This window comes from Vibrio qingdaonensis, from assembly GCF_026191675.1.
Classification (GTDB): domain Bacteria; phylum Pseudomonadota; class Gammaproteobacteria; order Enterobacterales; family Vibrionaceae; genus Vibrio; species Vibrio qingdaonensis.
The window spans coordinates 43,835-63,989 of record NZ_JAKRRY010000007.1; the positions used below are offsets into that span (position 1 = coordinate 43,835).

The following is a 20,155-nucleotide window of genomic DNA, read 5'->3' on the forward strand; positions in this document are numbered from 1 at the left end:
GTTAACCATGGCTAACATCATATCTAATGAAACTCGAGCATACCTTGAGTCAAAATGAAGTCGATAATGACATCGAGCCCATGACTCTCTTTCAGGTTAGTAAACACATACGGTTTGGTTGGACGCATTCTTTGCGTATCTTGTTCCATCACTTCTAGTGACGCTCCCACATAAGGTGCGAGGTCGATCTTATTGATGACGAGTAGATCCGAGCGCGTAATACCAGGACCGCCTTTACGAGGGATTTTTTCACCCTCTGCCACATCAATGACATAAATAGTTAAATCTGCTAATTCTGGGCTGAAAGTGGCACTTAGATTATCACCGCCACTTTCTACAAACACGACATCAAGATTTTTATGCCGCTTCGCGAGCTCTTCTACAGCAGCAAGGTTCATTGAAGCATCTTCACGAATAGCGGTATGAGGACAACCTCCCGTTTCTACGCCAATGATTCTATCTGGCTCAAGTGCTTCTGCCCGGGTAAGGATCTTCGCATCCTCTTGAGTATAAATATCATTGGTGACGACCGCGATATTGAGCTTGTCGCGAATTGCTTTACACAAGACTTCTAACAACGCCGTTTTACCTGATCCTACTGGACCACCAATGCCAATTCGTAACGGTTGTTTGTAACTTTCCATAGTATTTCCTATTTCATCATCTTGTTTCGCTGTTTTTCATTAAGAACGAAAAAGCCGGGTATATTGTGTTTCATGTAGACTACTGGCAATGGACACAGAAGGCGTAAAACTGCCAATCATCCAATCTTCTGTTTGCTCGGCAATCCGTAAAGCTTTCGTGAACTGATCGGATAGATTGATCAATGCAATATGACCATCAGTCTGACCAAGGGGTACCAACTTAACGCCAGCCATCACTAAGTTCTCTGCCCAGCTCCACAAGTAACCTTTTTTCAATGCCATTACATCGATATTCCAATGCACTGCAGCCACACAAAACCCAAGGAGTTGATTCGCGGGATAGTCACTTAATTCAACCCCATCGGCTTCAATTTCTAGCCGATTAAGTAACGTATTGAGTGCCAACCCGCGCTGTTTTTCCTCTGCTCTAAGCTCTTTCGTCTCTCGGCTGCTATGAAGCATTTGTGAAAGGTAGTGGATCTGAGCCGTATCCTTTGCTTTAACGGCGACATAAAGCCTATCGATAATCGGCAGCTCAAGCGTAGCAACGCTGCTAAACAACATATTGCTCAGCCATTGTTCCATCGATGTTCTGTCAGTAACCCAAGTGGCCTCTACCGCCCATTCCAAACCCTGCGAGTAAGTAAACCCGCCAATAGGAAGAGATGGACTAATGAGTTGAAACAGTCGATAACTCGACACATCATTATCAATAGCAGCACTAACAGTCATAAACTAAGCAGCCATTAAAAACAGTGAACTCGCGGTTGCAACACCAACCGATAACCAACGCGACGCTAGCCCTTGTCCCAATTGAGTGCCCATTGCCATTAATGCACTCGCCCCTAATGCCAAACCTAAAGAGAATTGACCTAGCGTTCCTTGCGCCTCAACACCGTGCGCATACCCGTGGAAAAACATCATTCCGATACACAAACCGACGGCCAACTTCACCATACGTTGTGACACACTAAATACTTGCCAGATAGCTAAACTCACCATAAACAAGGACGCAACAATCGCCAATTCAACACCCGACACTAAGCCAAAAACTTTACCCGCCAATAAGCCAACCATAAGAGTGATTAACGCGCTTGCCAATAAGCCTAGTTTTATTTTCTTGGTGGCGGTTAAGCAGCCAACAAGTAAGCCAAAAGCGACCAACATAATAAGATGGTCAATACCAGTAACAGGATGAAGCAGACCACTTGTGAACGCAGTTGAATCATGTCCTGGGTGGGCCAACGCCACTGCAGGAGAAAGAGAAAGAGCGGCTACGCTAATTTTGACGAACGTTGATTTCATTGAAATGTCCTTTTCTTGTTCTTTATTGTGTTTACTATTGTAAGTTGCGTGTCATACCAATTACGTTATGTATTTAGTGGTGGTGATGACCCCCTCCACTTTTCCCGCCATAGGCACCGCCTTCAGGTTCAAAGGATGCCAGCTCGACCGACACTTTCGCGCCCAAACCTTCGACCATTTCATCCAAAACGTGGTCATGCTGGTAACGAACCCAACCAAACTCCACTTGCAACGGCACGTGACGATTACCAAGGTGGTAGGCGACACGAGTCAGTAAAAGCAAGTCACTGCAATAGACGGACGACACTTTCTCCGGTGCGGCTTTCACTTCAATCACTAGGCCACAGCGGCTTTTTAACTGCTCACCACCTCGCAAAATATGCCCTCGCGGCAAAAAGAGGCCTGCGTCACGCCCATCATCAAGGATGACTTTTAGGCGGCTTTTAATGCGACTATCAATCGGCAAGCTCAAAAATGCATGAGGCTTCGTCGTAAGTTGTTCTGATATTTCTGTCAATTCGATCAATGTGTTGTCCTCAATCACTCAAAATTCAAAGACGTGCTAGGGTAAAGGTGGTTAAAATAGAAAGTAGCGCTGAGCCATAGGCAGCACTTCCGCCGGTTCACACACCAATAACTCGCCATCTGCTCGCACCTGATACGTTTGCGAGTCGACTTCAATATTGGGTTGCCAATCATTTAACTTCATGTCGGCCTTGCTAATGGTTCGGCAATGTTTAGCAACACCAATCAAGCTCCCTAGCCCTAACTCAGAAGCAATGCCCGCATCTTGCGCAGCCTGAGAAACAAACAGCATTGATGTGTTCTGAGACGCCTTACCATAGCTACCAAACATAGAGCGATAATGAACCGGTTGCGGGGTTGGGATCGACGCATTCGGATCGCCCATTGGTGCCATGGCAATCATGCCACCTTTCAAAATGACGCTAGGTTTGACACCGAAAAATGCCGGTTTCCAAAGTACTAAATCCGCCAGTTTCCCTACTTCAATTGAACCAATTTCATGCGCCATGCCATGGGTAATCGCGGGGTTGATGGTGTACTTAGCGATGTATCGTTTTAGGCGAAAGTTATCGCTATAGCTGGAATCTTGTTTCAGACTGCCACGCTGAACTTTCATCTTATGGGCGGTTTGCCACGTGCGAGTGATGACTTCTCCCACTCGTCCCATCGCTTGCGAGTCTGACGCGATCATCGAAAATGCGCCAAGGTCATGCAAAATATCTTCCGCCGCAATGGTTTCACGTCGAATGCGAGATTCAGCAAAGGCAACGTCTTCCGCGATCGATGGTGACAAGTGGTGACAGACCATTAGCATGTCTAAATGCTCGTCTACGGTGTTAACGGTATAAGGTCTAGTGGGATTGGTTGAAGAGGGCAGTACGTTGGATTCGCCCGCCGCTTTAATGATATCGGGGGCATGCCCACCGCCCGCGCCCTCAGTATGATAAGTATGAATAACGCGGTCGCCAATCGCACCCAATGTCGACTCAACAAAGCCAGATTCATTGAGCGTATCGGTATGAATGGCGACCTGCACATCCATCTCATCAGCAACGGTCAAGCACGTATCGATAGAGGCTGGCGTCGTTCCCCAATCTTCATGTAATTTAAGACCAACAGCACCCGCCGTCACCTGCTCGCGAAGCGCCTCAGGTTGACTTGCATTGCCCTTGCCAAGCAAACCGAAATTCATTGGAAACTGGTCAAGAGACTCAAGCATACGATGCATATTCCACGGACCCGGCGTACAAGTTGTGGCATTGGTGCCGGTATTGGGCCCTGTACCACCGCCAATCATCGTCGTCACACCGGATGCTAAGGCTTCTTCGATTTGTTGAGGACAAATAAAGTGGATGTGAGAGTCAATGCCACCCGCAGTCAGTATCGACCCTTCACCTGCCAATACTTCCGTACCCGGACCCACAATGATATCAACGCCCGGTTGGATATCGGGATTGCCCGCCTTACCAATCGCTTGAATACGACCATTTTTGACGGCAACGTCTGCTTTGATGATGCCCCAGTAATCAAGAATCAATGCGTTGGTGATCACAAGATCTGGCGTTTCACGACTTGGCCTTTGACTTTGACCCATACCATCACGAATGACCTTGCCACCACCAAACTTAACCTCGTCTCCATACACAGTCAGGTCTTTTTCTACCTCTAGCCATAATTCTGTATCCGCTAAACGTACTCGGTCGCCCACGGTAGGACCAAACATCTCTGCGTATGCTTGTCTGGATATACTCGCCATTATTCTTCCTTGTTATTATCTTCCGTACCGTTAGTTACTGTCCGGATTTGGCTTCTATTCAATTTGGCTTCAACTCGTTAAACCTTGCCCATGACCTTACCTTGAAAGCCGTAAACTTCGCGTTTACCAGCAAAGGCCACCAACTCAACCGTACGTGACTGACCTGGCTCAAAACGTGTTGCCGTTCCGGCCGCGATATTGAGACGATAGCCTCGCGCTAACTCACGCTTAAAACTGAGTGCTGCGTTGACTTCAAAGAAATGATAATGGGAGCCGATTTGCACTGGGCGGTCACCCAAATTTTCGACCTTTATTTTGAGGGTTTCACGCCCAACATTGAGCTCGATGTCACCTTTAGCCGTTTCAACTTGTCCTGGAACAAACCCCTGATATTTGGTCGTTGAAGTACTCATACGCTCTCCTAGACTATGGGTTCGTGAACAGTAACCAGCTTGGTTCCGTCTGGAAAGGTCGCTTCGACTTGAACATCAGGTATCATCGATGCAATGCCCTCCATGACGTCTTCTGTAGTCAGTAATGTTCGACCAAAATCCATCAGCTCAGAAACCGTTTTGCCTTCGCGAGCCCCTTCTAAGATAGCGCTAGAAATAAACGCAATTGACTCTGGGTAGTTAAGTTTCAAGCCCTTATCTTTACGTTGCTTCGCCAGCATTCCCGCGCAAAAAATCAGCAATTTATCCTTTTCTCTAGGAGTTAATTCCATTTATAAGCCTTATTATCAGTGTTGAGTGCGTATTACGTTGCCCAAATCCTTGGTGGTTCTGGGCACTCTTCCGTCCAATGCTCACGCGTCAATTGCCAAACCTTTTGAAAGCAATCCAAGATCACTTCACTCCAGTTCCCTAATGCTCTAATGACCAATAAGTTATCCAACTGACTCGCAGCAATGAGCACCGCACCTTCTTTGTATTCTTGTTGTATGTTAATGAGCAAGCTCTGTACCAACTGATAAAAATCATCGTCATCAATGGAAATATAAACCGCCCCCATCATTTGATAATCTAATAACCCTTTACTTTTCATATCTTTATCATCACCTCGAACATTTAACCCCTCGCTAAGGAGCAACTGATTATCGAGGTAAATTTCTGTTTTTCCGATTAAATGACCAGCGCTGTATCCCTCATTTAGTGCAGGTCGACCAAAACAGTGCATCTCCCAGCCCAAAAATTGTGCACCCGTTTCGAGGTGCACTCGCGTGTCCATACGAACATGAGCATCGGGGAAAAAAATGTTCTCTTGCGGTAACCATTCCAGTCGAGAATCCTTGCTGACATGCAACGTTTGTTGCTGTTTGGCGTACTTAGACTCCGAACGGTAAAACTTGGTGGCTCCCGGTGTGGTAATCAGCGTTTTAGCACCTTGATGTGCCTGCACGGTGATTTGCAAGGTATCACCCCCTACGACGCCACCCGGTGGGTGAAGCAGATAGCTATGACAAGGATTACCTTCAGGATACAGTGGGCGCTGAATCGCAAGTGGACCTTGTTGAGAACGGTGTTTAAGGACCGTTTTGTCACCGCGATCGATAAAGGTCAGCGCTAAACGCGCTTTCCAGCCACATTCGGTGTGGGCGTCGATGACCTGTCCTAACGTTGCTTCTAGCTCAGGCGGTAAACTCGACACAGGGATGGTATCTGCACGACTCATACTGTTAAGTACTCCTTGATCAGTTGCTCATTAAGTCCGGTCATGTCTCCTTCTGCGACTTGCCTGCCACGATCAAGAATACAAAACTGATCCCCGACTTTGCGCACGAAGGGTAACTTTTGCTCGACCAGCAACACGGTCAGCCCCCACTTTTCGTTGAGCATACGAATGATGTCGCCAATCTCTTGTACAATGTTGGGTTGTATCCCTTCTGTTGGTTCATCTAAGATCAGTAGCTTAGGATTAACAACCAGTGCTCGACCAATAGCTAACTGCTGCTGTTGCCCACCTGATAGATCGCCACCACGGCGATGCAACATCTCTTTAAGCACGGGAAATAAGTCGAAAATAAATGTTGGAATCGTTCTATCTCCCTTAGCGCGGATCGGCAATCCAACTTCGAGGTTTTCCTGAACCGTCAACATTGGGAAAATTTGACGACCTTGCGGCACATAACCGATGCCCATGCGCGGTCGGGATTCAGCATCGTGTTTGAGCAGTGACTCACCATTCAATTGAATGTCGCCACTTTTCACTTTCACTAAGCCCATGATGCATTGCAATAATGTCGTTTTTCCGACGCCGTTTCGTCCCATCAATACCGTGCATTTGCCCTCTGGAATAGACATATCCAGATCCCATAGGGTATGGCTCTCACCATAGAATTGATTTAATGATTGGATCTGCAGCATGTTATTCCCCTAAATAAACCTGTTTAACTTCTGGATGGGCCTGAACTTGATCCATGGTGCCCTCTGCCAGTACATGACCTTGGTGCAACACGGTGACATGACTGGCGATAGAGCGAACAAAATCCATATCATGCTCCACCACCACCACTGAATGCTTTCCAGCTAATGAATTAAGGAGCTCGGAGGTTCGGTCCATTTCTTGGTGAGTCATCCCGGCTACTGGCTCGTCCACCAGTAATAGCTTGGGGTTTTGCATGAGTAACATGCCAATTTCTAGCCATTGTTTTTGACCATGCGATAGATTTCCAGCGTGAAGTGCTGCGTGGTTTTTCAGATGAATGAGTTCCAATACCGACTCTAATTTGTCTTTTTGCTCACCCGACAACTTGGCGGTATACGTCCCCCAAACACTTCTCACTCCAGACATAGCTAATTCAAGGTTTTGCCATACCGATAGGCATTCAATGACCGTCGGTTTCTGGAATTTACGCCCGACACCAGCGTTCGCAATTTCTGACTCATTCATACCAAGAAGATTAATATTCGAGCCAAGCCAGACTTGTCCCGTATCCGGCTTGGTTTTACCCGTGATAATATCCATCATGGTGGTTTTTCCAGCACCGTTGGGGCCAATAATGCAGCGTAATTCTCCCTCCTTGATATACAGGTTAAGATCGTTAATCGCCTTAAAGCCATCGAAGCTTTTGTTGACCCCCTCGACATACAGCAACACATTGTGTCGAGTATCAATTAGGGGGTGACGTTCAGGTTTTAAGAAAGAGAACACCTCATCGCGACGAGTGAACTCCTGAACAGAGTGCTTCAGTTGTTGGGCGCGGTTTAACGTCGTCATACGGTCGCCTCCTTGCTGCTATTCGCGTTATCTGATGCCTTTCTTTTAGCACCAATTTTGTTTTTCGCTAATTGGGTTTTGTCAGAAATAAAACCGATCAGACCTTGTGGAAAATACATCGTGGACAGCACAAATAGACCACCGAGGGCGAACAGCCACACTTCTGGAAATTCAACCGTAAACCAACTCTTGGCATAGTTGATCACCAACGCACCGACAATGGCACCGAACAAGGTCGCCCGACCGCCAAGCGCAACCCAAACCACTATTTCAATGGAGTTGAGCGGAGCGAACTCTCCTGGATTAATAATGCCAACTTGGGGGACATACAATGCCCCGGCAATACCCGCAATGACCGCTGACAATACAAAGATCCACAGTTTGATCCCATCGACGTCATAACCCATGAAACGCGTTCTCGACTCCGTATCTCGAATCGCCATTGATACACGGCCCAAGCGACTACTGATAACACTACGACAAACAAAGTAACTCAGAACAAGCGCAACGCCCGTCACCATAAACAACCCGATCTTAGTGGCGTCTTGTTGTAGGCTATAACCCAGAATATCTTTAAAGTCAGTCAGCCCATTATTGCCTCCAAAACCCATCTCATTGCGGAAAAAGGCCAGCATCAGTGCATAGGTCAATGCCTGAGTCATGATCGACAAATACACACCAGAAACCCGCGAGCGAAATGCCAAGTAACCAAACAAATACGCCAGTATTCCCGGTGCCAACACCGCCATCAAACACGCAAACCAGAACTGGTCAAACCCTTGCCAGAACCACGGTAATGCTTGCCAATCCAGGAATACCATAAAATCCGGTAATATCGGATTGCCATACACTCCCCGATCGCCGATCTGACGCATGAGATACATGCCCATCGCGTAGCCACCAAGGGCAAAGAAAGCGCCATGCCCTAGGCTCAAAATACCTAAATATCCCCATACGAGATCTACGGCTAACGCCAGCATGGCATAGCTTAGATACTTGCCCATTAAAGAGATGGTAAAGGTTTCTACATGTAAGGGGTGACCAACTGGTAACATGACATTGGCCAGCGGAACCAGTATTACAGCGGCCAAAATAGCGAAGACGGTGAGCTGGCCACCTTTATCGCCGCGCATGGCTGACAGTACAAAAGATTTTGATTGCATGATAATTACCCTTAACCTTCTGCTGCTCGTCCGCGTTGCGGGAATAGCCCACGTGGACGTTTTTGAATAAACAAAATAATAAATACCAACACGAGAATTTTCGCCAGTACTGCTCCCGCCCATGGTTCAAGGATTTTATTGAATAAGCCCAGAGACAACCCGGCAACGAGCGTGCCCCAGAGGTTACCAACCCCTCCAAACACCACCACCATAAACGAATCGATAATGTATGCCTGACCCATGTTAGGTCCAACATTGGTCAGCTGAGATAGGGCTACACCCGCCACTCCCGCTACGCCAGAACCTAAACCAAATGTCAGCGCATCAACACGTTCAGAACGAATACCCATCGCTCTCGCCATGCCACGGTTTTGCGAAACGGCACGCACTTGCAACCCTAAAGGGGTTTTCTTTAACACCATGACAAGACCAAGAAACACCATGATGCAAAACAATATGATGTAGAGGCGGTTGTATGTTAGCGACAGCATCGGGTTGATTTGTAACGCACCTGACATCCACTCAGGCGTACTGACCGAGCGATTCAGTGGCGAGAAAATAGATCGAACCGCTTGTTGCAAGATTAAGCTAATACCAAAAGTCGCAAGAAGAGTCTCAAGAGGTCGACCGTAGAGGTGACGAATAACGCTTCGTTCAATTGCAATACCCACCATTCCGGATACAACAAAAGCCATCGGAATAGACAAAATCAAAGAAAGGCCAATCTGATTCGGCATAAGCTGTTGCATCACATAGGTCGTGTAAGCACCGATCATAATCAGTTCACCGTGCGCCATATTAATAACGCCCATGACGCCAAAAGTAATCGCAAGACCAATACCCGCTAAAACCAGCACGGAGCCTAAACTCAAGCCAAAAAAGACCGTTTCTACCCCCGAATAGAGTTGCTGGCTTTGTTGATAGCGGCCAAGTGCTCGCTCTGCTTCAGCAATAACAGCGGGGTCTTCTTCCGACTTCAGCACGCTATTTAGCGTCTGTAATACCACAGACTGTTTGTAATGAGACAATACCTCGATGGCAGATATCCGTTGTTCTATTGTCACCCCTGTTAGCGCATTATCAATGGCTACGGCAAGGTTAAGTATATGAGCAACATCGCGGTCTTTTTCAACATTCAGTTGTGTACTTAACCGAGCAACCATCGCTTCATCGGTTTGCCCCAACAAAGCATTTACCGCACTTAAACGTACACTTGGGTCGCTATGTTCTAGCCCTAATGCCGCAATTTCTAAACGTAATAGACCACGTAACTTGTTATTGACTCGCACTTTTTTAAAAAGACGGGATTTTTCTACCGCAAGAGTGTCGTCACTCCAGGCGCTTTGTGCGTGAGAAGCCTGCTTGATATCTGTCGAAATATATAAACTTTGAAAGTGTTCACTTTTCCTGTCGTTAAAATAGAACAAGTCCCCTTGTAACCAGGCGGTCAAAACAGATTTAGCAACGTCATTTGACTCGTTACCAATAATCCAATTCATCGCTGTTTCTTTCTGGGGGTTATTTTTTCCTATAAGCGTTTGAGAAAAAGACTCTCTGTCACTAACGCTGGCGAACGCAACGTGCGTACCCAAAACAAGGAACACCACCGCTTTCAACATCTGTATGATAATTTTCATGAAATGTGTCCTTTTGTACTGCCCACAATCCATCATTTATCTGGGCAGAAACGAAAAGGTGCTCCTACATATCTATGTAGAAGCACCAACATAACCGAGGAATTAGTTTGCGCTACCTGCACACTTACCGGTTTCTACGTTAAACGCACCACAAGAAAATGGCTTAGACCAACTTGAGTAAAGCTTGGCAGATTCCGGGAGGTAATTTGACCAAGCATCGCCTGCCACTAAACCCGTGGTTTCCCATACGACATCAAATTGACCATCATCTTGGATCTCGCCAATCAGAACGGGTTTCGTAATGTGATGGTTTGGCAACATGGTGGAGTAGCCGCCAGAAAGGTTCGGTACTGACACGCCGATTAGTGCGTCTTGTACTTTTTCAGCATCTGTGGTGCCGGCATTAGTGACTGCCTGAGTCCACATATTAAAGCCAATGTAATGTGCTTCCATTGGATCGTTGGTGACACGTTTTTCACTCGCAATAAACTTCTGCCATGTTTCAACAAATTCATTATTGCTTTCGGTATCAACGCTCATGAAGTAGTTCCATGCCGCCAGATGTCCAACTAGTGCGGACGTATCCATACCGGAGAGCTCTTCTTCACCCACAGAGAATGCAACCACAGGTATGTCTTCTGAAGAGACGCCTTGTGCACCAAGCTCTTTGTAGAAAGGTACATTTGCATCCCCATTAATGGTCGATACAACCGCCGTTTTCTTACCCTCTGAACCAAACTTCTTAATATCAGACACGATTGACTGCCAATCAGAATGACCAAAAGGCGTGTAGTTAATCATGATATCTTGCTCACTCACCCCTTTGTTTTTCAGATACGCTTCAAGGATTTTGTTGGTCGTACGCGGGTACACATAATCTGTACCAGCTAACACCCAGCGTTCCACCTCCAGCTCTTCCATTAAGTAATCAACAGCAGGTACAGCCTGCTGGTTTGGCGCGGCACCAGTATAGAAAACATTTTTAGACGACTCTTCACCTTCATACTGGACCGGATAGAAAAGAATACTGTTGAGCTCTTCAAAAACAGGCAGCATGGATTTACGAGATACGGATGTCCAACCACCAAAGACGACGTCTACCTTCTCTTTCTCTACCAACTCTCGTGCTTTTTCCGCAAACAATGGCCAGTTTGACGCAGGGTCTACCACCACGGCTTCTAACTTTTTACCTAACAAGCCACCTTTTTTGTTTTGTTCCTCTACCAACATCAGGATCGTGTCTTTTAGTGTGGTTTCACTAATCGCCATGGTTCCAGAGAGTGAATGCAATACACCGACCTTTATCGTGTCGTCGGCCATCGCTAGGCCAGAGGTGAAAGCAAGTGATGCACCGATTGCCGCAAGCTTAAGTTTGAACGTCATGTTCATGCTGGATATCTCCTTATTATGAATAGTTATTCAATATTCATACATCAAGAAAAATGCCACTTTTAAAAATGGCGCAGAGATAGGCATAAGCACTTGAAATGATTAGGTTTATTTTTTCGGGCGCACAAATTAAGCACATCACACCATTGTGATGCGCCGCATATTGGTGCAAGTGTTGAAATGAGTTTCACTAATTTGGAGAGGTGACTCGTAATATTTTAAGTAATGGCTAGAGCTTTTAACCTCACTAACCAATTTCAAATGACGTCACACCATACGTTCGACCCAGCTGTATATCTGGTGAAGATTTTGTATACATGCGCGCCGTTTCAAAACTTGGCGTCATCTGATACTGCTGAGCAAGCTCAATTGCGGCTTTGTTATTTTCGGGGACATCAAGATAAACCGGCATGCCCTCATTGACCGCAGAGATGAGACTAGGGTAGAGCTGGTTCGCGATCGCTACATTATCAGCAAACAAAGGGGCTATTTTATATCCGTTGTGGCATGCGCGTATGACCCCCACACCTTTGATATCACTGCCATCATAATAAACAAGTGCCACACTGTCGGGTTGAGTAAACCAAGCGCGATAGAACGCCGCTCTTGCTGCTGGGAAAAAGCCTTCGACATAGCGAGTCAGCGTAGACTCATCGACTTGATTCGCCGCGATGACCTCATCTAACTTAAGGTCGCACCGTCGAGTGACACTTTCATATCGCACGTTATTATGGGAAAAAACAAAGCCTGAATGCTGATAGTTATCCTGTTGTTCAACCACACCATCTAAGCCAATATTGCAGCCATCCAAATACGCCATTCCGCGTTGCCATATTTTCCAACCATAGCCTAAACCACGATACTTAGGTTTGACGATATAGAAGCCAAGGAAACCAAAACGATTGTTATATTTCACAACAGAGATACATGCAATGGGCTCACCATCAAGCACACCAACTAAAAAGCCGGTAGGATCCGCTAAGTAATAATTGGCCGCATCGTTCAACCCAGGGTTCCACCCTTCTTCAGCCGCCCAAGCAACCGCAACGTCTAGTTCGTCCTTAGCCATCACTCGAATATGAAATCCTTTCATCGTCCCTTTCTGCCTTGTTATTGATGTGCCCTTAAAGAATAAACTAGTGTGGATTAGCTTATGAAACAAGGGCAATGACGCTCTCTTTGCCCTAATTATGAACAGAGACATTTCGCGAAAGTGCAACGAGTAAGCTTCATTACTTCCAACCTTGAAGCCAGTCCTGAGGATTTTTCAAGATAACCCAATCAATAGCGTATTCGCGTTTTGATAAAACGGCTTCTAATTTACACGATAAAACTGAGCCATCTTCTTCAAACTCCACTTCTGTTACCAAAAAATGTTTTTCTCGATTCAGTGGTTTCGTTGCTGTCCATTTACTATTGCGCAGCTTAGCTGGATTAATTCGATTCATAATGACTCCGTGAATATCGGCGAATGGATTTAAACACTGCCGTTTTTACGAGCCTCGTAATGTTTCAGGTCAATCCAATTAAAGGAATAAATAACAACAAGCCAATGTCTCGACTCAAAGTAGGTTCACGACTATTACTGCGGTAAAGAGACCGGCAATAAAGCTCGGGCTATGAAACGGACGCTGCTGTGCTCGCTGAACCTCTTTGGCAATATCTTCCTGAAAAGTCTTTGTTGCGAGTTCTTTTACATAATTATTTTGCATGACCTACCCCTTTTCGTTGTTGTTGGGGTAAGCATAAAACCTCAAGCTAAGTTGAGGTCAAGGCATCATGTAAATAAAGTGAACATTGCGTGTATATTCTGGCTAATACAGTGTGACTAACGTAGGTGGGTATAAGTACTTAGTTGGGAAGTCTTTAGTCATTTCGTGCTTCCATCGACACAACCGTTTGCTGCCTATCAAGCGTTAAATGCAACGTCTTTGGCAATGACAATATTGGCTGCGCTTCATCTTTTTTTACTTCAGTGAGAAGCGACAATGGAACTTCTGAGATAGCGCCTGTTACCGCTTTTATCAAATAAGCGCGGTTGTTTATAAACGCACTATTTTCAATCGGCAAAAAATAAACCAAAACAAATTCTTGTTTGGCATCTTCATAAATGGTGATACAAGAGTCGGATTCGTCCTGGCATTGAGGGATGGAATCTGGCAAATGATAACGATACTTTTCGCTGACCTCTCTCATAATATGAATATAGTCAGCTTGCTTATGAGGCTCTCCGTAAAAATGGCTATCTTCAACACACAGCAACGAAACCAGTTCACCTTTGGTTTCATGGGACACGGTTAACGACTTATTGATGGTATGGTGCGACATACTCCCTTCATTCAACCAAGGAATATTCACGCCACGATGGTCCAATTCTAATAGCAAATAATTCGCGTCATTGCTTCCATATAATGCATCGACAAAGTCATAGTAATATTGACCATTTACGGCTTGATACTCGGAGGCCGCGCCTCGAGAATAGGACTCACTGCTTATCTTCATGGCTCCAACTCTAGGCTCTGTGACACTCAGTTCAACCTTGGCTGCTTTGCCATAGCGGTAAGTGATCAACCCTTCACTATCAGCACAGAAACTGACGGTTTTTCCATTTCTCAGTTCACAGCCTGTGACATCCACTTCATTCGACTGACACAGAGAGCCTGCATAGCTCGGTGCCGCTATCAACCTAGGTGCCACTATCAACATAGGTGCCGCTATCAGCATTGCAGTAAGAAAAAGGGACTTCACATCGCGCCTCGTTGGTTTAGTTAGACATTTAAGCATCGTGGATATGCCATTATCCGTGGCAAGCTTAACATAACCAATTAATGCTAACCTCGCTTTGTTACGTTAACCCCGGACAATGACGCGATAGGACATTTCTCACCACTATCGCGCCATTCCGTACTCAGAGCTCACTCAGCACTACAGTATTACTGTACTTCGATGGTTTTTGTCATCCCGTCTTCAGCATGACCGGGGATATTACACGCAAACTCTACTTGTTTTTCACCGTGAAAATGCCACAGAATCTGCCCTGCTTTACCCGGTTTCACATAAACAACATTGTCCATTTTTTGCAGCTCTTGCGACGCTGGCATCGATTTTATCATCTCGCGCTGTTTAAGCTGTTCCGTCACTGAGCCAATAGAGAATTGATGCTCGACTTTACCGGTGTTCATTACGACAAATTGCACCACATCATTCGGCTTAATATCAACGCTTCGCTTGAAGGTGATTTTCATATCATCCCCTAATACTACATGAACCACTTTATCCGGCTTCGCGCCTTTAGCTGGCATGCCTACCGCCGACAACCCTTTCATGTTCATCATGTTGCCGTGGTCCATTTTCGCATCATCCATCATCGAGTGATCCATTTTGCTATGATCCATAGAGCCATGCTCCATCGGCATCGCATGATTCATCTTGGAGTGGTCCATTTCATTAGCCATTGAGCTTGCCGAAAATAGTGTCATCGTTATGGTTAAAGTGTGAGTTAACGCGCGTAGTGATTTTTTCATGTTCTGTTCCTTATAATAGTGATGTTGCCGCCTAGCCGATAGCAAAGCGGCCTCTTTCTTAAACAATATCAATCGTTTACTTTGAGTTAATTTCATCAGCTGTCGCGATATTGTCAGACTGGATTTCTTTCGCCTTCCAAAGCTGATAAATCGCGGGTAGCACTAATAGTGTCAGTAGCAACGCCGACGCCATGCCACCAATCATCGGTGCGGCAATACGCTGCATGACTTCAGAACCTGTTCCAGAGCCATACATGATGGGAATAAGACCAATGATCACGGTAAGCACGGTCATCATCACCGGACGTACACGTAACCCAGCACCTTCTTGAATCGCGTCCGTTAACATCGCTGCGGTCAATGGCGTTCGCTGTTCTTGAGCGGATAGTTTTCGGGCATGCCATGCCTGATTGAGATACACCAACATGATGACACCAATTTCTACCGCGACGCCCGCTAAGGCAATAAAACCCACCCCAACGGCAATTGAGAAGTTATAGCCAAGAAAGTGCATCAGCCATAATCCCCCCACCATCGCCAGCGGCAATGTACCCATGATGATGAACACTTCCCCTAGTCGTCTAAAGCTTAAATAAAGTAACAACATGATAATGGCCAGCGTCACGGGAACGACGACACTTAACCGCGCTTTGGCGCGCTCCATATACTCATACTGCCCAGACCATGCCAACGAATAACCGGCAGGCAGCACGAGTTCTTCGCTCACCACTCTCTGCGCTTCACTGACATAAGAACCAAGATCTCGTTCAGCGATGTCCACGAACACCCAACCGTTAGGACGAGCATTTTCTGTTTTGATCATCGGAGGCCCATCTTCATAACGAATATCTGCGACATCCGCTAAGGCAATTCTTGCCCCGTTTGGCGTGACTAATGGCAAATTTTGTAACTTCACCACCGAGTCTCGATAATCTTGTGGGTAGCGTACATTTATCGGGTATCGCTCAAGTCCTTCAACGGTTTCCCCAACGTTCATTCCCCCTACCGCGGTGGAAATGACTTGCTGAACATCACTGACATTCAGCCCATAGCGTGCGGCTGCTAGGCGTTTAATATCAATCGTGACATAACGTCCACCCGCCACCCGCTCGGCATAAACAGAAACCGTTCCTTGCACACGATTCAATATTGGCTCAATGTCCGAACCAATCTTCTCGATGACCGATAAATCAGGTCCGGCAATCTTGATCCCTATTGGTGTTTTAATACCGGTTGCCAACATATCGATACGCGTTTTGATCGGCATGACCCAAGCGTTAGTGAGACCGGGGAACTGAATCAAGTCATCGAACTCTTTACGCAACGATTCTGTAGTGACGCCTTCTCGCCATTCCTCTCTTGGTTTGAGCTGAATCGTGGTTTCGATCATCGTTAACGGTGCGGGATCCGTTGCGGTTTCAGCGCGACCAATTTTCCCCCAAACGGTGTTCACTTCTGGGATGGTTTTAATCAGCTTATTCGTCTGTTGCAATAACTCGCGCGCTTTGCCGATAGAGATCCCTGGATAGGTGGTTGGCATGTACATCAGATCGCCTTCATCCAAAGGCGGTATGAACTCACTGCCTAGTTGACTTGTGGGGTAATACGCCGACCCCATCAGCGTAACGGCGACCAAAATCATAGACTTTGGATAACGCAGGCTGAGATTCAGCATCGGACGATACAGTGCCACCAGCGCTCTATTTACCGGGTTCTTATTCTCTGGTAACACGTTGCCGCGAATAAAGTACCCCATGAGTACGGGCACAAGCGTAATCGCTAAGCCTGCGGCGGCGGCCATTGCGTAGGACTTGGTGTACGCCAAGGGCGAGAACATCTTGCCTTCTTGTCCCTGCAACGCAAATACAGGCACAAAGCTCAAAGTAATAATTAATAAAGAGAAGAAAAGCGGTGCGCCCACTTCTTCCGCTGCTTTGCTAATCACTTGCCAGCGGTTTTTATCCGTGAGCGGGGTTTTCTCTATGTGCTTATGCACATTTTCAATCATAACAATCGCCCCGTCCACCATCGCGCCAATGGCAATTGCAATCCCTCCTAGAGACATAATGTTGGCGTTGATACCCTGCCAATGCATGACAATAAATGCCGACAAAATCCCAATAGGCAAACTAATGGCAATGACAAGCGACGAACGAATATGAAATAGGAACAAAGCGCACACCACGGCAACGACGATAAATTCCTCTGCCAACTTCTTCCAAAGGTTGTCTACTGCTGCATTAATCAGCGTTGAGCGGTCATAGGTCGCAACAATTTCTACGCCGTCAGGTAACCCACCTTGTAGCGCCTGTAGTTTGTTTTTTACATTATCAATAACCTGACTGGCGTTTTCGCCAAAGCGCATCACGATAACCCCGCCAACGGCTTCGCCTTCACCGTTAAATTCAGAGATACCTCGACGCATTTGTGGGCCAAGGTTCACATCGGCAACGTCCCCTAGAAGTAATGGCGTGCCTTTGCTTGTGACCTTGAGCGGTAATGCTTTGATGTCTTCAATACTGGTTAAGTAGCCCGTGGTACGAACCATATGTTCAGCTTCACCGACTTCGATAACGGATGCGCCCGTTTCTTGATTGCCATTCTTAATGGCGGCATTCACTTGCTGAAGTGTTAGGTCATAAGCACGAAGTTTGGCAGGATCAATTTGCACCTGATATTGCTTCACCATGCCACCCACGGTCGCCACTTCAGAGACACCATCAACGGTCTGTAATTCGTACTTCAAAAACCAATCTTGAAGGCTTCGCAGCTCAGCGAGATCATGCTGACCGGTTTTATCTTGCAGCACATAGCTATACACCCAGCCCACACCCGTCGCATCCGGCCCTAACGTGGGTTTCGCTTGTGAGGGTAAGTTCGGCGCCACTTGGCTGAGATACTCCAACACGCGTGAACGCGCCCAATACATATCCGTCTTATCGTTAAAAATAATGTAAACGTAAGAATCACCAAAAAACGAATACCCTCGCACGGTCTCTGCGCCCGGCACAGCCAGCATCGCCGTCGTTAACGGGTAGGTAACCTGATCTTCCACCACTTGAGGGGCTTGACCGGGATAGCTGGTTTTAATAATGACCTGCACATCGGATAAATCAGGAATCGCATCAACCGGGGTATTTTTAACGCTGTATAACCCTGCTAACGTTAATAAGCAGCTGGCAACCAACACTAAAAATCGGTTACTGATCGACCAGCGTATAATCGCGCCTATCATAATGCTCCCTCCCCACTTTGCAGTTCAGAAAGCACATATTCAGCACCATTTTTACTGACTAAAAAGCGAACCTTTTGCCCTTCAGAAAAATCGCTAAGCGCCACTTCACCATTGGTCGTGAAATTCATTTCTCCTGGCGCCCAGTTCCACTCTGGCACCGCATCATGACTAAGCGTCACCATGCCAAAGTCCGCCATTAACATTGTGATCGTGCCATCAACCCAGACTTGCTCTGCCAGTGCGTCGCTGCTGATCTTAATTTCCGTCACGACATACTGCCCTGACGTACCCTTTTCCATTGCAAATTCAATCTGCTGACCTGTTTTTAGCTTCGATAGATCCACGTTTTCTTGCACAGAAAAATCCATGGTCATACCGGGCCAGTTCCACTGAGGAACAGGCTGATGATTAATCGTCACCATGGCGTGCTGCGACATAACACTGCTAATTTCTCCTTTCGCCCACACCGTTTCTGGTTCGGCTTCAACACCATTGATCCGCGCTAGATCGGCACTTTGGCTGGACTCTGAATCCAGCATAAATTGTGCAGAAGTCACCACACGCTCAGCAGACGTCAGCCCGGCTAACACTTCCACCCTGTCATTCGCTTCACGTCCAATATCCACTCGTACAGAGCGATATTTCCCATCGCCTTCAGAAAGCACCACTCGCGTCATTCCACCAGAGCGAATGACACTAGAACGTGGGATCGTGAGTACCGACTCTTGGCTTGTCGGCTGAAGCGCAATGTTGGCAAACATATTGGGCTTTAACTGATAATCCGAATTGGTAAATTTGAGACGAACTCTTAGGGTGCGAGTCGCAGGGTCAAGAATGGGATAAACATAGTCAACCGCACCACGCCATTCTTTACCTGATAGGGCATCAAGCGTCATGACCGCTTCACTCCCGGCATGAATCCATTGCGCCTGACGCTCAAAGACTTCCGCATCGACCCACACTTCATCGATTGGACCTGCGCTGATCACCGGCTGCGCGGGTGATAAATATCCCCCTTCCCGAATGTCTAATTTAGCAACAATGCCACTGCCGAATGCTTTAATATCAATGGTCTGAGAAGCCTTTCCCGTCTTAACCACTTGGTTGATTTGAGCCCTGTCTACCCCAAGAGTCAGCAAACGTTCCGTTGCGCCTGTCACTAACGTCTTTCGTCCGGTGCGATAAGCGTTCAATAACTCTTCCTGCGCTTTAACCAACTCAGGTGAATACAGCTTAAACAACACGTCCCCTTTATTGACTCGCTCACCAACCGCATTGATGTATAGCTTTTCCACCCAACCGGATACACGTATATTGGTTTGCCATAAGCGACTTTCATCAAAAGCGATATACCCGACGGTCTCGATACGAGGGGAAAGCTTCTCTTGCTTTACTTGTTCTGTTTTTACCCCAAGATTATTTTCTACGGCAGGATTAATAATGACCGTTCCCGCCTTGTCGTTAGCACTGCTTGCATCCGTCGCATAAACGGGAATTAAATCCATGCCCATGGGTGACTTACCCGGTTGATCACGTTGATAATTCGGATCCATTGGCGCCACCCAATATAACGGCTCGTTACTATTACCGTTATTATTACTATCACCGCTACCATTACTACTGGTGCCATTTTGACTGCCAAGCATCAGAGCCATATCGTGCCCGATTAAATACTGGCTACCGACACCCCCTACCCCTGCTCCAATAACTAAAGCAAGTAGCGCTATATTTCTCGTTTTCATATCCATTACCTTCTCAGAA

Annotated in this window: 20 protein-coding genes; all 20 read right to left on the bottom strand. The window is 46.6% G+C overall.

Going from position 1 to position 20,155, the window contains the following annotated elements:
* Nucleotides 1-23 precede the first annotated feature (23 nt).
* Nucleotides 24-644 (bottom strand): urease accessory protein UreG, encoded by a 621-nt coding sequence (gene ureG, locus MD535_RS07465; protein ID WP_244354128.1) that lies wholly within the window; start codon nucleotides 642-644, stop codon nucleotides 24-26.
* Nucleotides 645-683: 39 nt separating this feature from the next.
* Complete coding sequence (locus MD535_RS07470) at nucleotides 684-1,376, bottom strand: urease accessory protein UreF (protein WP_265674253.1); 693 nt, start codon at nucleotides 1,374-1,376, stop codon at nucleotides 684-686.
* Between the two features lie 3 nt (nucleotides 1,377-1,379).
* Nucleotides 1,380-1,949, bottom strand: a complete 570-nt coding sequence (locus MD535_RS07475) for a HupE/UreJ family protein (RefSeq protein WP_265674254.1) — start codon at nucleotides 1,947-1,949, stop codon at nucleotides 1,380-1,382.
* A gap of 73 nt (nucleotides 1,950-2,022) precedes the next feature.
* Nucleotides 2,023-2,475, bottom strand: a complete 453-nt coding sequence (gene ureE, locus MD535_RS07480) for an urease accessory protein UreE (protein ID WP_265674255.1) — start codon at nucleotides 2,473-2,475, stop codon at nucleotides 2,023-2,025.
* Nucleotides 2,476-2,526: 51 nt separating this feature from the next.
* A complete protein-coding gene (gene ureC / locus MD535_RS07485; RefSeq protein ID WP_244354136.1) occupies nucleotides 2,527-4,230 on the bottom strand; it encodes an urease subunit alpha in 1,704 nt (567 codons plus the stop codon).
* A 77-nt stretch (nucleotides 4,231-4,307) separates the two neighbouring features.
* Nucleotides 4,308-4,643: an urease subunit beta gene (locus MD535_RS07490; RefSeq protein WP_265674256.1), complete on the bottom strand. Its 336-nt coding sequence runs from the start codon at nucleotides 4,641-4,643 to the stop codon at nucleotides 4,308-4,310.
* Between the two features lie 8 nt (nucleotides 4,644-4,651).
* Complete coding sequence (gene ureA / locus MD535_RS07495) at nucleotides 4,652-4,954, bottom strand: urease subunit gamma (RefSeq protein ID WP_265674257.1); 303 nt, start codon at nucleotides 4,952-4,954, stop codon at nucleotides 4,652-4,654.
* Nucleotides 4,955-4,986: 32 nt separating this feature from the next.
* Nucleotides 4,987-5,901 carry an urease accessory protein UreD gene (locus MD535_RS07500; RefSeq protein ID WP_265674258.1) on the bottom strand — a complete coding sequence of 305 codons (915 nt, stop codon included), beginning with the start codon at nucleotides 5,899-5,901 and terminating at the stop codon, nucleotides 4,987-4,989.
* On the bottom strand, nucleotides 5,898-6,593 hold the full coding sequence (gene urtE / locus MD535_RS07505; protein ID WP_265674259.1) for an urea ABC transporter ATP-binding subunit UrtE: 696 nt from the start codon (nucleotides 6,591-6,593) through the stop codon (nucleotides 5,898-5,900). Before urtE ends, MD535_RS07500 begins: the two co-directional genes overlap by 4 nt.
* A gap of 1 nt (nucleotide 6,594) precedes the next feature.
* Nucleotides 6,595-7,446, bottom strand: coding sequence for an urea ABC transporter ATP-binding protein UrtD (gene urtD, locus MD535_RS07510; RefSeq protein ID WP_265674260.1), 852 nt, complete (start codon nucleotides 7,444-7,446; stop codon nucleotides 6,595-6,597).
* On the bottom strand, nucleotides 7,443-8,609 hold the full coding sequence (urtC, locus tag MD535_RS07515) for an urea ABC transporter permease subunit UrtC (protein ID WP_265674261.1): 1,167 nt from the start codon (nucleotides 8,607-8,609) through the stop codon (nucleotides 7,443-7,445). Before urtC ends, urtD begins: the two co-directional genes overlap by 4 nt.
* 11 nt (nucleotides 8,610-8,620) lie before the next feature.
* Nucleotides 8,621-10,246, bottom strand: coding sequence for an urea ABC transporter permease subunit UrtB (urtB, locus tag MD535_RS07520; protein ID WP_265674262.1), 1,626 nt, complete (start codon nucleotides 10,244-10,246; stop codon nucleotides 8,621-8,623).
* A 102-nt stretch (nucleotides 10,247-10,348) separates the two neighbouring features.
* Nucleotides 10,349-11,635, bottom strand: coding sequence for an urea ABC transporter substrate-binding protein (gene urtA, locus MD535_RS07525; RefSeq protein WP_265674263.1), 1,287 nt, complete (start codon nucleotides 11,633-11,635; stop codon nucleotides 10,349-10,351).
* 247 nt (nucleotides 11,636-11,882) lie between these two features.
* A complete protein-coding gene (locus MD535_RS07530; protein ID WP_265674264.1) occupies nucleotides 11,883-12,728 on the bottom strand; it encodes a GNAT family N-acetyltransferase in 846 nt (281 codons plus the stop codon).
* Between the two features lie 139 nt (nucleotides 12,729-12,867).
* Nucleotides 12,868-13,083, bottom strand: a complete 216-nt coding sequence (locus tag MD535_RS07535; RefSeq protein WP_265674265.1) for a TIGR02450 family Trp-rich protein — start codon at nucleotides 13,081-13,083, stop codon at nucleotides 12,868-12,870.
* A 114-nt stretch (nucleotides 13,084-13,197) separates the two neighbouring features.
* A complete protein-coding gene (locus MD535_RS07540) occupies nucleotides 13,198-13,347 on the bottom strand; it encodes a hypothetical protein (RefSeq protein ID WP_265674266.1) in 150 nt (49 codons plus the stop codon).
* A 154-nt stretch (nucleotides 13,348-13,501) separates the two neighbouring features.
* Entirely contained in the window at nucleotides 13,502-14,383 is an 882-nt protein-coding gene (locus MD535_RS07545) for a hypothetical protein (RefSeq protein ID WP_265674267.1), read from the bottom strand.
* 185 nt (nucleotides 14,384-14,568) lie between these two features.
* On the bottom strand, nucleotides 14,569-15,159 hold the full coding sequence (gene copI, locus MD535_RS07550; protein WP_265674268.1) for a copper-resistant cuproprotein CopI: 591 nt from the start codon (nucleotides 15,157-15,159) through the stop codon (nucleotides 14,569-14,571).
* A gap of 76 nt (nucleotides 15,160-15,235) precedes the next feature.
* Complete coding sequence (locus tag MD535_RS07555; protein WP_265674269.1) at nucleotides 15,236-18,394, bottom strand: efflux RND transporter permease subunit; 3,159 nt, start codon at nucleotides 18,392-18,394, stop codon at nucleotides 15,236-15,238.
* Nucleotides 18,391-20,136: an efflux RND transporter periplasmic adaptor subunit gene (locus tag MD535_RS07560; RefSeq protein ID WP_265674270.1), complete on the bottom strand. Its 1,746-nt coding sequence runs from the start codon at nucleotides 20,134-20,136 to the stop codon at nucleotides 18,391-18,393. Before MD535_RS07560 ends, MD535_RS07555 begins: the two co-directional genes overlap by 4 nt.
* Between the last annotated feature and the right edge of the window lie 19 nt (nucleotides 20,137-20,155).

What these genes read in the sequence shown, in the direction of transcription:
- ureG (WP_244354128.1), bottom strand. Translation starts at nt 644, where the DNA reads ATGGAAAGTTACAAACAACCGTTACGAATTGGCATTGGTGGTCCAGTA.
- MD535_RS07470 (WP_265674253.1), bottom strand. Translation starts at nt 1,376, where the DNA reads ATGACTGTTAGTGCTGCTATTGATAATGATGTGTCGAGTTATCGACTG.
- MD535_RS07475 (WP_265674254.1), bottom strand. Translation starts at nt 1,949, where the DNA reads ATGAAATCAACGTTCGTCAAAATTAGCGTAGCCGCTCTTTCTCTTTCT.
- ureC (WP_244354136.1), bottom strand. Translation starts at nt 4,230, where the DNA reads ATGGCGAGTATATCCAGACAAGCATACGCAGAGATGTTTGGTCCTACC.
- MD535_RS07490 (WP_265674256.1), bottom strand. Translation starts at nt 4,643, where the DNA reads ATGAGTACTTCAACGACCAAATATCAGGGGTTTGTTCCAGGACAAGTT.
- ureA (WP_265674257.1), bottom strand. Translation starts at nt 4,954, where the DNA reads ATGGAATTAACTCCTAGAGAAAAGGATAAATTGCTGATTTTTTGCGCG.
- MD535_RS07500 (WP_265674258.1), bottom strand. Translation starts at nt 5,901, where the DNA reads ATGAGTCGTGCAGATACCATCCCTGTGTCGAGTTTACCGCCTGAGCTA.
- urtE (WP_265674259.1), bottom strand. Translation starts at nt 6,593, where the DNA reads ATGCTGCAGATCCAATCATTAAATCAATTCTATGGTGAGAGCCATACC.
- urtD (WP_265674260.1), bottom strand. Translation starts at nt 7,446, where the DNA reads ATGACGACGTTAAACCGCGCCCAACAACTGAAGCACTCTGTTCAGGAG.
- urtC (WP_265674261.1), bottom strand. Translation starts at nt 8,609, where the DNA reads ATGCAATCAAAATCTTTTGTACTGTCAGCCATGCGCGGCGATAAAGGT.
- urtB (WP_265674262.1), bottom strand. Translation starts at nt 10,246, where the DNA reads ATGAAAATTATCATACAGATGTTGAAAGCGGTGGTGTTCCTTGTTTTG.
- urtA (WP_265674263.1), bottom strand. Translation starts at nt 11,635, where the DNA reads ATGAACATGACGTTCAAACTTAAGCTTGCGGCAATCGGTGCATCACTT.
- MD535_RS07530 (WP_265674264.1), bottom strand. Translation starts at nt 12,728, where the DNA reads ATGAAAGGATTTCATATTCGAGTGATGGCTAAGGACGAACTAGACGTT.
- MD535_RS07535 (WP_265674265.1), bottom strand. Translation starts at nt 13,083, where the DNA reads ATGAATCGAATTAATCCAGCTAAGCTGCGCAATAGTAAATGGACAGCA.
- MD535_RS07540 (WP_265674266.1), bottom strand. Translation starts at nt 13,347, where the DNA reads ATGCAAAATAATTATGTAAAAGAACTCGCAACAAAGACTTTTCAGGAA.
- copI (WP_265674268.1), bottom strand. Translation starts at nt 15,159, where the DNA reads ATGAAAAAATCACTACGCGCGTTAACTCACACTTTAACCATAACGATG.
- MD535_RS07555 (WP_265674269.1), bottom strand. Translation starts at nt 18,394, where the DNA reads ATGATAGGCGCGATTATACGCTGGTCGATCAGTAACCGATTTTTAGTG.
- MD535_RS07560 (WP_265674270.1), bottom strand. Translation starts at nt 20,136, where the DNA reads ATGAAAACGAGAAATATAGCGCTACTTGCTTTAGTTATTGGAGCAGGG.